Genomic DNA, 14,681 nt, shown 5'->3' on the forward strand with positions numbered 1-14,681 from the left:
CGTTCACCCTTCCGCTTTCAATTCGAAAATGATATCGCGCAGCTGGGCGGCCCGTTCAAAGTCGAGCGCTTTGGCCGCCTCTTTCATTTCCGCTTCGAGCTTTCGAATCAGCTCTTCCCGCTCTTGTTTCGTCATCGCTGCCGCCGGCTTCGCCTCGTACGTCCCCGTCTCTTCCGCCGCATACGTCGCGCGGATGACGTCGCGAATGCCCTTTTTCACCGTGCGCGGCACGATGCCGTGCTTCCGGTTGTACTCTTCCTGAATGGCGCGGCGCCGCTTCGTCTCTTGAATGGCGATTTCCATCGATTTCGTAATCGCATCGGCGTACATGATCACATGGCCGTTCGCATTGCGCGCCGCACGGCCGATCGTCTGAATGAGCGAGCGCTCCGAGCGCAAAAACCCTTCTTTGTCGGCGTCCAAAATGGCGACAAGCGACACCTCCGGAATGTCCAATCCTTCCCGAAGCAAGTTGATGCCGACCAATACATCGTATTTGCCGAGCCGCAAATCGCGGATGATTTCAATGCGCTCGAGCGTTTTAATTTCCGAATGCAAGTAGGCGACTTTGATGCCGGCTTCCTTCAAATAATCGGTCAAGTCTTCGGCCATTTTTTTCGTCAACGTTGTGACCAACGTCCGCTCGTCCCGCTCGACGCGCTCACGAATTTCGCCGATCAAATCGTCGATTTGCCCTTTCGTCGGGCGGACGTCGATCGTTGGGTCGAGAAGCCCGGTCGGGCGGATGATTTGTTCGACAACGCCCGGGCTGTGTTCGAGCTCGTACGGCCCCGGCGTCGCCGAGACGTAAATAATTTGATTGATTTTTTGCTCGAACTCTTCAAACGTGAGCGGCCGGTTGTCAAGCGCCGACGGCAGGCGGAAGCCGTGGTCGACGAGCACTTGCTTGCGCGCCCGGTCTCCGTTGTACATGCCGCGCAGCTGCGGCAAGGTGACGTGCGACTCATCAATAATGATCAAAAAATCGTCCGGAAAATAGTCAAGCAATGTATACGGCGTCGAACCCGGCGGCCGCAGCGCCAAATGGCGGGAGTAGTTTTCGATTCCGGAACAAAAGCCCATCTCGCGCATCATTTCAAGGTCATAGCGCGTCCGCTGCTCAAGCCGCTGCGCCTCCAGCAGCTTCCCTTGCGCGCGCAGTTCGGCGAGCCGCTCCTCCAGCTCTTGTTCGATGTTTTGAATGGCGAGCCGCATTTTCTCCTCGCGCGTGACAAAGTGCGACGCCGGGAAAATCGCGACATGCTCGCGCTCGCCGAGCACCTCGCCGGTTAACGCATCCACCTCGCGGATGCGCTCGATTTCATCGCCGAAAAATTCGACGCGAATGCAATGTTCATCGCGCGACGCCGGGAAAATTTCGACAACATCGCCGCGGACGCGGAACGTGCCGCGCCGAAAATCGATGTCATTGCGGTCGTATTGGATGTCAACGAGCCGCCGAAGCAACGCGTTCCGCTCGATTTCCATCCCAACGCGCAGCGAGACGACGAGCTCCCGGTATTCTTCCGGCGACCCTAAACCGTAAATGCATGACACGCTTGCAACGATAATCACGTCCCGGCGCTCAAACAAGGCTGATGTCGCCGAGTGCCGCAATTTGTCGATTTCATCGTTGATTTTCGCGTCTTTTTCAATGTACGTATCCGTCTGCGGCACGTACGCTTCCGGCTGATAGTAGTCGTAATAGCTGACAAAATATTCGACGGCGTTGTGCGGAAAAAACTCTTTCAGCTCGCTGTACAATTGGCCAGCGAGCGTTTTGTTGTGAGCGATGACGAGCGTCGGTTTGTTGACTTGGGCGATCACGTTCGAGATCGTAAACGTTTTGCCCGTCCCCGTCGCTCCAAGCAGCGTTTGATGCTTCACTCCCCGGCGCAGGCCGTCAACGAGCTTGGCGATCGCCTGCGGCTGATCGCCTTGCGGTTCGTATGGCGACACTAATTGAAAACGGTCCTCCACCGTTTCGCCTCCTCCTTCGTACCATCTTTCCCCATTGTATCACATCGCTATGATCAATGCATCAAAAACGCGAACTCATATTCGCATCAATCTACACAGCGATTTCCATTCGCTAAGACGCCAAAAAGCGGACCCATTCATGCCCAAGGTCCGCATCTTCGCTCCGTTCCGTTTCGACAATCCGAGGTTCAGCCGGCGATGCCTTTTTCCAAAAACAGACGGTTGAACCGACAACGCCGCTTCATTTTTGCTTCAGATGGTCGAGCATGCGACCGGCCCAAAGAAAGCCGGCGATCGTCGATGCAATGTCAGCAACGATTTCATGCAGCTCGTCCGTATAGCCTTTAAAGTAGGAAGCGACAAGCAGCGCCGTCGTCAACAGCACCGCAATGTACCGATTGTACGTCACCCGCGCAAACAACAGCACCAATAGACACGGAATGATGAGTGCCGCTAAAAACCACATGGTCCATTCTCCTTTACGAAACAGCTTCAGACGCTGAGGCGTTCCGATCACGGACGAACAGCAGCCCGAGTTCATGATGCTCATCCTCATAGAGCGCTCCTTGGACGAAGCGGACTTCGCCGTTATGTCCGACGACATCCAACTTGCAGAACGCACGGTTGCGTTGGAGCGCCTCGTAAAACTCGGTTTCACTCCGCACCGGGACGCCGTTTGTTTTGATGATGACTTCTCCGGTCGAAAGCCCCATTTTTTCCGCTTTTGAGCCGGGAAGCACGCCGACAATCACCAAGCCGTGCGGATGGCGGGCAAAGCGGGGCGGGCGTGCGCGGTCGGCGCGATGCCCGGAAAACGCGATCCATTCGCGGCCGATGATGGCCATAGCCCCCGCCGCCACCGCCAGCGGTGGATACCATATGCCGGAAGCGGCCAATAGGGCGACAACAAACGCCAGCCAGACAACGCGCCGCCCCTCCGCGCGCGCCGTTTCCGCCGGCAGCATGTGCTGGCGGCGCTGGGAAAAGCCGAGAAGAAACGGCACGAGCCAAAATGAATAGCCGTCTCCCGTCGAAACGAACGGCCACCAAGAAGCCGGCGGCAGCGCGCCCCCTGATATAGGCAGCACAACCGGCACAAACCAAAGGCGCTGCGTCCATTGCAGGCCAACCGTCATCCCCCGCTTGCTTTTGGCGAGCTGCGGAGAGGCCGCCTCGTTTCGCGTGCGAATGATGAGCCATCCTTCCGACAGCAAAAGCAACGCAAGCCACACCGCCAAAGCCGGCGCCGCCGCCAGGCCATCGGGAAGCCAGCGGGACAACGCGCTGCTTTGCTCCGCCAAACCGAACACGAGAAGCGCGCCGCCAACCGTATAAGCAGGCGACAACAACCGCACTTCCATCGTCAAACTCAAGAGCACCGTCAGCACCGTCACCGTCCAAACCGCTTCCTGCGGCACCGCGATCCCGATGCCGACGGCCGCCGCCGACAACACCGCTCCCGCCATCCATCCTTTCGTCCAAAGCCCGCGCCATTCGTTCCATAGGTTGTAGACACGTACATGAAAATCTCGGCGCTCCCGCTTCACCCGCCGCCAACCGATGGCCAAAGCGAGCGCAGCGCCATAATAAAGAAGCGGCTGCCGCCAAACCGATGCGACGCCCTCAAACCATTCCAGCCACCATGTTGCCATCCGCTTCACCCCTTGCGTCGTTCATCATTCTTTATTTTCTATTCTACCAAATGGCATGGCCAATTCCCATGCCCACCGCCATCTTTTTTCGCGAATGGCGAATCTTCGCTGTTTTCCACTTTCTTTGCCGAATCAACACTAGTTTTGTCGGCCGGGAAGGATTTTCAAAGATGCAGAGGAAAAAGTATAAACAAGACGAAACAAGGAGGAGTGAAACGATGGAATTGAAAACGTCCGACGTCGCTGTCCGCCTTGGTGTATCGCCGAAAACGATCCAGCGCTGGGTGCGCAAATACGACATTCCGCTGCGGAAAAACGAGGCTGGCCACTACTTGTTTGATGAAAAAACGATCGCCTTGCTCGAACGGGTCAAATTTGAACAAGGCGCCGCCATGGAAGCGCCGCCAAAAGCAACACCTGAAGCGCCGCCGGCCTCTAGCCGTCCTTCGACAACGCCGCCAAACGTTCCCATTCACACTCTGTTCCAAGAATATATCGAGCCGGAAATGGACCGCGTTTCCTCGCGCCTTGACCAACTTGAAAAACAGCTGGAGCAAAAAGCAGATGACGTCGTCTCCATTCAACTGTTGCACCACCGCCGGGAGATGGAGGAAATGACCGCCCGCCTTGCCTCCTTGGAGCAGCTTGTCGCCCGCCTCGAGCAGCAGCTGAATCAACAACCGCCGGCCCCGCGCGATCCGTCAGAACAACCGAAACGGAAACGGCGCGGCTGGGGGCGCGTGATGGGGCTGTTTGCCTAAAGGGTTTAGGCGGGTTGGACCGCCAAAAGCGCCCAATATCGTCTGATGAAAGTGTTTCGCGCGCATGTTGCGGTGATCGCTGCGCGTTGGGGCACTTTCTTTTTTGTTTTTTCCTTCACTACTTCTTTACAATTTTCTTATTCTTTTTTAATCCCAGCGGTTTATAATGGATCACGTTGTGCAATCTTCCCGTATGGGAAAGGAGGCGCGCGAGATGGAACAAAGAGAACGAAAAGCGGTCGCCATCGCGTTCATCGTATTGGCTCTCTACCTTTCTCCGCTTTACATTTTAGGCGAACACGCCCATATTCGCGTGCACGACAATATGGATTCGAACATCGCCTGGTACCGCGTGCTCGTTCGCAGCGGCCAACTATTCGGCCCGCTTGATGCCGTCATCCCGCAAGTGATCAACGGGTTGCCGCGCAACGCGTTTGGCACCGAATTCAGCGGCATCGTTTGGCTGCACGCTTTGTTCCCGTCCATGACGGCGTATGCCATCAGCCAGACGATCACGAGGATATTCGCCTTTCTTGGCATGTATTGGCTGCTAAGACGACATTTTTTGCCTGCTCCCGAATCATGGCTCATTCGCGTCGGGGCGGCGCTTGCTTTTGCGCTGACACCGTTTTGGCCGTCCGGCATGTTAAGCACGCTCGGCATGCCGCTGGCGCTTTGGGCGTTTCTTTCGATCCGCAACGGAGAAGCGACATGGAAGGAATGGCTTGCGATCATCTTGCTTCCGTTTTACGCCAGCTTTGTGCTCGGGTTTTTCTTTTTCTTGGCTGCTATGACAGCTGTTTGGTTGTGGGACGGCTTTGTCCGCAAGCGGTGGAACAAGCGGTTTTTCGCCGCAATTGCCCTGATGACAAGCTTGTTTTTGGCCATCGAGTATCGCCTCGTGTACTCGCTTGTCTTCAGCGGCGAACCGACGAGCCGGAACGAGTTTCTCTCCTCGCGGCTCAGCTTCGTCCATTGCCTTCGGTTGACGTTAAAAAACTATGTGCTCGGCCATACGCACGTAATGACCGTTCATGGGCCGATCATCCTGCCGGTTCTTTGGGCGGCGTTTTTCCTCGTTTTGCGCCGCCGCCAGCGCGGGCCATTGGAGCGGCGCTTCCTTTTGCTGTTTTGGTTGAACATCGCCTTATCGGCTTGGTATGCGTTTTGGTTTTACAAAGGGTGGCAGCCGCTGAAAGAACGGATTTCACTTTTGAATACGTTCAATTTCGCCCGCTTCCATTTTTTGAGGCCGATGGTCATTTACGTCGACTTTGCCTTGGCCTTGCAAATCTTAGCCAAGGAACGGACCGCATGGCGGCGCCTCGTACCGATCGCCTTGGCGCTGCAGCTGCTTTTGCTTGGCGGGTTCAACGAGGAAATCCGCTATCGCCTCGCTGGCACGCCGTCGTTCGAGCAGTTTTATTCCGAACATTTATTTACCAAAATCAAGAAATACATCGGCAAGCCTGTATCGTCCTACCGCGTCGCCAGCGTTGGGCTTCACCCGGCCATCGCTCAATACAACGGGTTTTATACACTCGATACGTACAACAATTTTTACCCGTTATCGTATAAGCGGAAGTTTCGCGGCATCATCGCCAAAGAATTGGACAAAAGCCCGGTGCTGAAAGACTATTTCGACCATTGGGGCAACCGCGTCTATTTGTTTTCGGCAGAGCTCGGGAAACATTACATGTTCACGAAACGCTCGCATAAAGTCATCCGTCATTTCGAGATCGACACAAAGGCGTTCAAACAGCTTGGCGGCAAGTACATTTTTTCCTCCGTCCCGATTCAAAACGCCAGCGACATCCATCTCCGCTTCTTGCGGGCGTTCACTGATCGACAGTCAGTCTGGAAAATTTATGTATACGAAGTGGAGTGAAAGGGAGGCAAGAAACATGGTGGACAAACCGTTGTTAGCCATCGTCGTCCCATGCTACAACGAAGAAGACGTGCTGCCGGAAACGGCCCGGCGCCTGACCGCTTTGCTTGAGCAACTGCTCGAAGAAGGAGCAGTCGCCATCGGCAGCCATATCGTGTTTGTCGACGACGGCAGCCGCGACCGGACGTGGGCGTTCATTGAAGAAGAAAGCGAGCGCAACCCGTTTGTCTCCGGTGTGAAGCTCGCTCGCAACGTCGGCCATCAGCGGGCGCTGTTCGCTGGGCTTGACACCGTCCGCGCGTACGCCGATTGCGCCGTGTCCATTGACGCCGATTTGCAAGACGATGTCGAGGCGATCCGCGAATTTGTGCAAAAATATCGCGAAGGCTATGACATCGTGTATGGCGTGCGGCGGAGCCGAAAGACCGACACGTGGTTCAAGCGTACGACCGCCCAAGCCTTTTATCGGTTCATGCAGGCGCTCGGAATCGAACTGATTTACAACCATGCCGATTTCCGCTTGATGAGCAAGCGGGCGCTCGATGAACTGAGCCGTTACACGGAAGTCAATCTCTTTTTGCGCGGGTTGGTTCCGCTCGTCGGCTTCCGCTCGACGTGCGTCTTTTACGACCGGCATGAGCGGTGGGCTGGACAGTCGAAATATCCGCTCAAAAAGATGCTCGCCTTCGCCTTTGACGGCATCACATCCTTGAGCGTCGCACCGATTCGCGCCATTACGCTCATCGGTTTTTTGGCCTTTCTCATCAGTGGAGCGGCCGGGCTGTACGCGCTGATCGTCAAATTTCTTGGACACGCTGAATCGGGCTGGACGTCGCTCATGATTTCCGTTTGGTTCATCGGCGGGCTCGTGCTCATGAGCCTCGGCCTCATCGGGGAATATATCGGGAAAATTTATCAAGAAGTGAAACGACGGCCGCGGTTTGCGATCGAAAAAACAGTGCAGCTGCCGCTTTCGTCAGAAAGGGAGAAAACGCCAGCCCGCCTGTAGGAAGCCACGGATCATCTACGGGGAATATGATGAAAAGGGCGCCTCGTCTTTTGCAGAGGCACCCTTTTCTTTTTTGTTCCTTTTGCCCGCCATCATTGGTTTGCTTACGACGGAAACAACACGCCAAGCGCTTTTTTCAGCTGCACATCATGCTTCGGATCGCGGACGGCTTCCATGATTTTTGCCTGCAGCACATCCGCCGTCGCTTCGTCGATGCGCCCAGTGACCGGCAGCTGGTTCGCTTTTTGGAACGCTTGGACGGCTTGTTCGGTTTCTTTGCTGAAGTAGCCATCGGTGCGGCCTGGGTTGAAGCCAAGCCCTTTTAACATTTTTTGCGCATTGGCGATTTGCTCGTCGTTCATGTCATACCGAAGCGGTTTTTCCACATGAAGCGGAGCGACATGGAAGTAATCGGGCTGGGCCACAGCCACATCCGGCTTGATCCCTTTTTTATGAATCCAATGCCCGTCCGGTGTCAGCCATTTGTACAGCGTCAATTTAATGTTGCTGCCGTCGCCCATCGGAATTGCCTGCTGCACTGTCCCCTTGCCGAACGTCGTCTCGCCGACAAGCTTGTAGCCGCCCGCTTCCTTCAGCGCTCCCGCCAAAATTTCCGACGCCGATGCGCTTCCTTTGTCAATCAACACCACGATCGGGTACGGCTTTTTCTCCGCTAAATCGGAATAAAATTTTTGCTTGTCGCCGTCGCGCTCTTCAATTTGCACATACGGTTTTCCTTTCGGGATGAGCTGCTTCAAAATTTCCTCAACACTTTGCAAATAGCCGCCCGGGTTGCCGCGCACATCGATGATCAAGCCGTCAATATGCTCGGCTTCCAGCTTCGCCAGTTTCTTTTTGAAATCAGCGGCCGTGTTTTCCGAAAACGACGTAATTTGCAAATAGCCCGCCTTTTTGCCGTTGTACGTTTTGATCGAGTCATACACCGTCTGAATCGGAATTTCGTCGCGGACGACTTTGACTTTCATCACGTTTTTGACGCCGGGGCGCAAAATGTCAAGCTCCACTGTTGTTCCTTTTTTGCCGCGGATTTTCAATACCGCTTCATATAAATCAAGCCCTTCCAGGCTTTCTCCGTTGACGCGCAAAATTTGGTCATTCGGCTTCAGCCCCGCTTTTTCCGCCGGCGAGTTTTTGATCGGGGCGACGATCGTCACCTTGCCGTCAATCATGCTCACTTCCGCGCCGATCCCCTCAAACGACGAGTCAAGCGATTCGTTGAACTGCTCCGTCGTTTCGGCATCCATGTAGACGGAATACGGATCATCGAGCGTGTTGATCATCCCTTGAATGGCGCCTTCCGTCAGTTTTTCTTCATCCACTTTCTCGACGTACCGATTCTTAATGAGCTCATAAGCTTGCCGGATTTTTTTCATCTCTTCGCTTTCGCTCGTCGACTTGGACGGCTCATTCGAAACAATCGTCGAAAGCGAGCCGTCCGTCGGGCGGTCCGCCAGCTGGAGGCCAGCGTACGCCCCCCCCGCCCCAATGAGCATCGATATGGCCATCAATGCGGCCGTCGTCGATTTTTTCACGTTGCTTCCTCCTCACCCTATGCTTGACCTTCCCCACCGCTTGCCTGCAGCGGCGCAAGAAGGGGGCTTTCCTCATTCTTCCTTCGGCGAAGCAAATGGACGCCTCTTCCGCCTAAACGACGGCGGCTTCTACAAAAACGAAAAGGAAAAGCACCGCCTCACGCCGTGCCATGCCTTTATCTCCATCATATGTCAGGCTTGTACCGAGTATGCTAGTGCGTTGTCTATCCTTTACTAGTTTACACGCTCCTTGTTGATTTCTCAACTCATACAGAGCGGAAAAAAGAGGCACCCCTCGCCGTGCCGGCGAACGATGCCCCTTCTTGATCCGTCTTCTTGGCCGGATCGGAAATGGCGGCCAAGCCAAAGAGCCGCACAAAACGAAACGCTTTCACACCTCTTTTGGCAAGTCGATGAGCATCAACCGCGATCCTTTGTTCGTTGCGAGGCGAAGAACCGGCGTTTCTGTGATGCGGGCCGCATCGCGCCGTTCGAGATGAGCCTCGCCGTCGCTGTCAAACGATGAAGTAATCGCCAAAATCCAAACTCTCTTTTCCCTTGACACTCCATTCCGCCTTGAACTCGAGTGGAAATACGGAAGCGGCCGAGCGCGGAAACTTTCTGTCAAACAAGACGAGGACAAAGGAGAAAATGCTGGGCAACCCAGCGATGATCAAGATGACGATGACCAAGGCCATGATCAAAATCACGACCAAGACGATGAGGGCAACAACAGCGAATAATCGCGTCCTGAGCAGACAAGCGGCTGCCGAAAGGCCGGGAAACCGGCTAATGAGGGCAGCCGTATTTTTGTTGGAGCTTCCAACCGCTTTCTTTCCCTCGTTGCCAGCGGAAGGAGGCACAGAACTGAAACGAGCATTGGCCGAGGCCGATTCCGCCCACATCCCGTGGAGCGAACCTTTTGCCTTGGCGGAGAGAAACGGCGCCACGCACCGGGTATGGGAAACGACCTCGACCTATGAAGGCCGCCCCGTACGCTTGATCGTCGTCGAATCGAGCGCGCTCGACCAGCGAAAAGGAAAGCTTGAAAACGGGACAGGCGATTTTTCAGCTGTTTCAATACGTGAATGTCATCCTGTTCAAGCTTCCGGATGGGCGCATCCAACGCGCGTTAGGGAAACCGCTCACCTACGAGCAGCGAAGGATTCTGCAAGGGTTGGGAATGGACGAAAGCATTTACGTGTAACATTATACGGAACGACCATATATAGTAAAAAAAGGATTGCCCTCGCTCGTCGTGTTGGTCGAAAGGTTATTCTGAAAAACGAAATAAAAAATCCTTTCTTTCTACCCTGCTACCCTGTTAGGGTGCGAAATGTGAGGTAAGCTGTTTTGATAACAAATCTTTCTTGCTCTTGCCGTGCTAATTCATAACGGTGATATAACGGTCAATTCGGCACTCTCCAAGTGATAACGTCATTTCCGTCTAACTTTGGTGGTGGCAGCTGTTGGGTATGACTTTGCTATATCCGCTTTTTAGGTTGTGTTTCATTTAATATGCTCAAAAAAGAAGGTTTGGTACCAATTAAGATTTTTTTCTAAGGTTTCTCTTCATCAGAGAGGCAATTTTTTGATTATTTTCATTAGGAATTTGTTCTAATCGCTGAATAATAAGTTTTTGCCGTTCTAATGGATGGTTTTGACTCAACTTTGCCTTACCTTTGATTTTATTAATTTTGATTTTAAATCCTACAATTCCTTTAGCCATACTTTCTAAATATTTAATATCCACCTTATCTAATTTGTATGAACTATTTGGTTCTTCATATTTCAATACCATGTCACACAGAGAATTTATTAATTCTTGTTCATTGTCTACAATCTTCACTCTTCCGCATATATGAACAGCTACATAATTCCATGTTGGAACTGCTATATTTGTCTCGTACCAAGAGGGGGAGATATAGCAATGGGGACCATGAAAAATTGCTAAGACATCTTGATCTTCTATATCCTTCCATTGAGGATTAAGACGTGCAAAATGACCATATAAGTATTCTTTATTCTTATCCAATGTTAACGGTAGATGGGTTGCGAATGGATTTCCATTATGTTGAGAAAATAGTGTAGCAAAACTATTGTTTTCGATAATATTGTAAATAACATCTTCATCTTGTATTTGGAAATATGAAGGAATATACATGTTCTCGCCCCCTATTTTTGATTATAAAACAACTCTCTATCCCTTGTCCGCAGAACACGAATAGTCAACCGTCCCACCTATATAGATGCAACGAAAAAGTTTAACATATCCTTGACGGAAAAGAGGCTTGTCCATTTTTCGACTGTTGAAGGCAAGCCACAGGCTTGCCCCCGTCACGCCTTGGCGTGACGGAAGACCGAACAACCACCCGCTTCACAGACCCATACATGGGTCTGGAAGCGGGGTTGTTCGTTCGCCCCACAGTCGATCAAATGCTCGGTAAAAGCGACAAATGTTAAAGCTTCAAATTGCATCTATATAGTATTGCAGGAACAACATAGTTTGCTCCCGAACATATTTCTGTTATAACCATTCCTGGCTTCACAATTTTATTAAGTAAGTTTTCTAAGAAATAAAAATCACTCCACATATACGGTTGTAAACCATCAAAATCTGGTAGAGGTGAATAATAAAGATCTAATATTCCCTCTTCAAAACCATAAAGAATGAAGCAATTATTACAACCATATTCACCATTTTCCTCTAATTCTAAAGGAGAATGACAACGCGGACATGCGATTAAAGAATCAATCATAAGCCTTGACTTCTCCCCTCTCTACAAACTTTGATTTCATTAGAGGGTTAAAAAAAGCAACAAATCCAATAAGAGCTATTAATCCCCCTGACAACAAAAATGAACTCTTAATATCAATAACTAACAATAATAACGAAGCAGCGAGAGTAGATAAAGGGGTTACTCCCATTCCTATCATTCCGATTAAGCCAAAGATTGATCCTTGTTGAGATATAGGAACTTTTTGTTGGATAGTAGTAACAAAAGAGATTGAAACAATATTAAAAAAGAACCCGCATAAAACGAAACAAATAATAGCTACTATTAATAATGAAGTCATACCCAATATCATGTAGCTAATTCCGCCGAAAAAAATTGCACCTGAAAAAATACGCAAAATTGAAAAACGAGTTACAATCCGTTTTATTGCAATTGCTCCTAGTAGCATACCAAAAGAATAACCTGTAAGCATCGATCCATATCCTAATGAACCTTTATTCAAAATTTTTTCAGAAAGAATTGGTGGAAAGACAACAGAAGTACCATGAAATATTAAATTAACACCCGCATACATTATCAACAGTAGCAGTAGTAAAGGCATTGTGCGCATATATAGAAGCGAACCAATTAAACGCCCTTTAATTGAATGGTCTTTCTCAGACTTCTTATTTTTAGAGTCAAAATTCATATAATAAATCATTAAAGCAGAGATAAAAAAAGTAATTGCATCTACTAAAAATAAATAGTAAGGTGGCCAAGTTACCATTAATAGGCCACCTATTACTGGTGCAGCCAAACGAGCTCCCTGTTGCCAAGATGATAATAAAGAATTTGCGTTAAGTAACTCTTCACTATGAATAAATAGCGGTACTGAAGATTGTTTAGCCGGTTCGAATAATTGAGCTATGCTGCTGCTTAAAAATGTTATAGCGACTAAACACCACAAATTGACCAATTTTATACAGCTGAGTATAAATAATAGTGTGATTAATATTCCTCTTAACAAATCAGCTAAAATCATGACTTTACGCTTATCGAGCGTATCTACGATAGTTCCAGCTATCATCCCAAATAGAAGATAAGGGAGTGCAGTAGCAGTTGCCATCAAACCAACAACTTCCCCGGAATTAGTTAATTGATAAGTAAACCATAGAAGAGCAACTTGGTGTAAACGATCACCGAATTGGGATAGAGTTTGCCCAATAAGCAAAAAGATAAAATTACGATTTGTTAAAGGACCTGTAAAACCCTTTACATTCATAATTTTTCACTCTTTTTCTGTAACTATATATTTTGTAACTCACATTTCGCACCCCAGTAGTGCAGAAACAAAGGATTTTTTATTCATTTTTTTAAAATATTTTTTGAGCCAACACAACAAGCGATGGCAATCCTTTTTTTACCATCTCTCATCGTTCCTTATGAGATTAGACGTAAATGCTTTCGTCCATTCCCAACTCTTGCAGAATCCTTCGCTGCTCGTAGGTGAGCGGTTTCCCTAACGCGCGTTGGATTTGCCCATCCGGCAGCTCCAACAGGACGACTTTCACATACCAGAACAACTGAAAAATCGCCTGCCCGGTCGGACGGGTCAGCTTGCGGCCTCCTGCGCCCTTTAACGGGCACTCCGGCGTAATAAACTGACGCACCCGGCGCTGGAAGACGCGGTAAATGGCCAATGCGAGGAGAAACAAATAGCCCAACACCGCCACTCGTTCCGGTTTTTTCACGTAAATCTCGTCCGTAAAGAACGGATCTTTCAGGAAGGAGAAGTTCATTTCCACCGAGATCTGCCCTTTATACAGCTTCAAGATCTCTTTCGCGTCCATTCGTCGGTCCTTCCATTCCTCCGGCACCGTCGTGACGAGAACAAACCGGGACGCTTTCCGTCTCGCCTGTTCCCACGCGTCTTGGTCGAATTCCACGCTCAGGCGAAGCGTGTACAGCGTCTCCATTTCCGGTTCCGCCCCTTTTTTCGGCCGTCCGCGCCGTTTTTTCGGACGCACGATCTCTTCGACGACGGCCTCCACTCGATGGAACCGGGGACGAAGGGATGCCTTGAGGGATGCCAAGGCTTGTTCGGCGTCTTCCCGGCACGAAAACGGGTGGCGCTCCCAACGGGCTTGTTCCTGCGCAAGAAGCTCCGCTTCTTGTGCTCGTTCTTTTTCGAGCGTCTTTCCTTTCCGTTGGTCGAGGGCACTCGATTCGACGACGACCAGCCGAACCGGATGTCCTTCATACGTCGATGTCGTTTCCCATACCCGATACGTGGCGCCGTTTTTCTCCGCCAGCGAAAATGGATCGCTCCACGTCGTGTCCCTGGCATCGGCTTGCGCCAGCACGGTTTTCACGATCCGGAGCGACGAAGGGCCTCTGGTGATCAAAAAGGCGTTCGCCGCTTTCGTTTGCGCCAGTGTGTCCTTCGTCATCGCGGCGGAATCCGCCACATAAATCCATTCGTCCTCGATCTTCGCTTGCTTCAGCTGCTCATGGACACGGGACAGCACCTCGGGATTCCACGTTTTGTCCGGCAGGTTGCCGTCGTGCACATCTCCATAAAAAGGAACGCCATCCTCGTTGCCGATCAGTCCGAAGCCGATCTGCTTTTGCCAATGGTGTTGCCGGTTGCAGCCATGGGCAATATGCAGGGTATCCGGCGAGGCCGATTCATACGTGCCGTAAACAGATACATCGGTCGTATCGGCATGGAACACCCGAAGGGGGATGCCTTCCTCCTTGTAGATCTGCACAAGGCAAGCCGAAATGACTTGATGGATGTTGGCATCATACAGGCGATCCAGATGGCGGGCGATGGCATCGTCATTGAACCAAGAAGGCTGGAGCCCCGGCCGGATCAGCTTGGGCAAATCGATTTCATGCGCCCATCGTTCCAAATGAACCAGCGCTTGACGGCCGCTCAAGATATCCAGGATGAGCAGCCAGACCACATCGCTGGCTCGGGTTTGGCATTGGGGATCCACCGGAACTAGCCGGTCAATCAGCTGGGGGAGGCCAAGATCCTTGAAGATGGCGCTTATTATATTCAAATAGGAACTTTCATAAATAGCACGAATTCGAACGTCCATGGTGTGGAAACTCC

At 51.2% G+C, this 14,681-nt stretch carries 13 protein-coding genes and 1 pseudogene; 4 read left to right on the forward strand and 10 right to left on the reverse strand.

Features of this window, described 5'->3' with window-relative positions:
* Positions 1–3: 3 nt before the first annotated feature.
* The 3 genes from uvrB to BJQ97_RS15185 form a co-directional block, all read right to left on the reverse strand.
* Entirely contained in the window at positions 4–1,980 is a 1,977-nt protein-coding gene (gene uvrB / locus BJQ97_RS15175; protein ID WP_160157202.1) for an excinuclease ABC subunit UvrB, read from the reverse strand.
* Positions 1,981–2,221: 241 nt separating this feature from the next.
* Positions 2,222–2,446 (reverse strand): CsbA family protein, encoded by a 225-nt coding sequence (locus tag BJQ97_RS15180; protein ID WP_044732624.1) that lies wholly within the window; start codon positions 2,444–2,446, stop codon positions 2,222–2,224.
* Between the two features lie 13 nt (positions 2,447–2,459).
* Positions 2,460–3,632 (reverse strand): PDZ domain-containing protein, encoded by a 1,173-nt coding sequence (locus BJQ97_RS15185; RefSeq protein WP_160157203.1) that lies wholly within the window; start codon positions 3,630–3,632, stop codon positions 2,460–2,462.
* A gap of 218 nt (positions 3,633–3,850) precedes the next feature.
* On the opposite strand from BJQ97_RS15185, the gene BJQ97_RS15190 reads away from it, so the two are divergent.
* From BJQ97_RS15190 to BJQ97_RS15200, 3 genes are all read left to right on the forward strand, one after another.
* Positions 3,851–4,393: a MerR family transcriptional regulator gene (locus BJQ97_RS15190; protein ID WP_160157204.1), complete on the forward strand. Its 543-nt coding sequence runs from the start codon at positions 3,851–3,853 to the stop codon at positions 4,391–4,393.
* 214 nt (positions 4,394–4,607) lie between these two features.
* Positions 4,608–6,281, forward strand: coding sequence for a DUF6044 family protein (locus BJQ97_RS15195; protein WP_160157205.1), 1,674 nt, complete (start codon positions 4,608–4,610; stop codon positions 6,279–6,281).
* 16 nt (positions 6,282–6,297) lie between these two features.
* Positions 6,298–7,290: a glycosyltransferase family 2 protein gene (locus tag BJQ97_RS15200; RefSeq protein ID WP_160157206.1), complete on the forward strand. Its 993-nt coding sequence runs from the start codon at positions 6,298–6,300 to the stop codon at positions 7,288–7,290.
* A 104-nt stretch (positions 7,291–7,394) separates the two neighbouring features.
* Here the strand turns inward: BJQ97_RS15200 and BJQ97_RS15205 are convergent, their stop codons facing one another.
* From BJQ97_RS15205 to BJQ97_RS17480, 3 genes are all read right to left on the reverse strand, one after another.
* Complete coding sequence (locus BJQ97_RS15205) at positions 7,395–8,843, reverse strand: S41 family peptidase (RefSeq protein ID WP_160157207.1); 1,449 nt, start codon at positions 8,841–8,843, stop codon at positions 7,395–7,397.
* Between the two features lie 391 nt (positions 8,844–9,234).
* On the reverse strand, positions 9,235–9,381 hold the full coding sequence (locus BJQ97_RS15210; protein WP_236567288.1) for a hypothetical protein: 147 nt from the start codon (positions 9,379–9,381) through the stop codon (positions 9,235–9,237).
* Positions 9,359–9,748 carry a hypothetical protein gene (locus tag BJQ97_RS17480; RefSeq protein WP_201451746.1) on the reverse strand — a complete coding sequence of 130 codons (390 nt, stop codon included), beginning with the start codon at positions 9,746–9,748 and terminating at the stop codon, positions 9,359–9,361. The genes BJQ97_RS15210 and BJQ97_RS17480 overlap by 23 nt, the downstream gene beginning before the upstream one ends.
* Here BJQ97_RS17480 and BJQ97_RS18255 point away from each other — a divergent pair.
* Positions 9,711–10,019 (forward strand): annotated as a pseudogene (locus BJQ97_RS18255) (IS1634 family transposase); the annotation flags it as partial. The gene BJQ97_RS17480 and the pseudogene BJQ97_RS18255 sit on opposite strands and share 38 nt — an antisense overlap.
* 370 nt (positions 10,020–10,389) lie before the next feature.
* On the opposite strand, the gene BJQ97_RS15225 reads toward BJQ97_RS18255, so the two are convergent.
* From BJQ97_RS15225 to BJQ97_RS15240, 4 genes are all read right to left on the reverse strand, one after another.
* Positions 10,390–11,007, reverse strand: coding sequence for an FMN-binding negative transcriptional regulator (locus tag BJQ97_RS15225; RefSeq protein WP_160157208.1), 618 nt, complete (start codon positions 11,005–11,007; stop codon positions 10,390–10,392).
* A 295-nt stretch (positions 11,008–11,302) separates the two neighbouring features.
* Entirely contained in the window at positions 11,303–11,602 is a 300-nt protein-coding gene (locus BJQ97_RS15230) for a hypothetical protein (RefSeq protein ID WP_160157209.1), read from the reverse strand.
* The gene (locus BJQ97_RS15235) at positions 11,595–12,842 is read right to left on the reverse strand and encodes an MFS transporter (protein WP_160157210.1); all 1,248 of its coding nucleotides are present in this window, start codon (positions 12,840–12,842) and stop codon (positions 11,595–11,597) included. The genes BJQ97_RS15230 and BJQ97_RS15235 overlap by 8 nt, the downstream gene beginning before the upstream one ends.
* A 166-nt stretch (positions 12,843–13,008) precedes the next feature.
* The gene (locus BJQ97_RS15240; RefSeq protein WP_160157211.1) at positions 13,009–14,667 is read right to left on the reverse strand and encodes an IS1634 family transposase; all 1,659 of its coding nucleotides are present in this window, start codon (positions 14,665–14,667) and stop codon (positions 13,009–13,011) included.
* Between the last annotated feature and the right edge of the window lie 14 nt (positions 14,668–14,681).

It is taken from the genome of Geobacillus sp. TFV-3, assembly GCF_009901865.1.
GTDB classification, from domain to species: Bacteria; Bacillota; Bacilli; order Bacillales; family Anoxybacillaceae; genus Geobacillus; species Geobacillus thermoleovorans_A.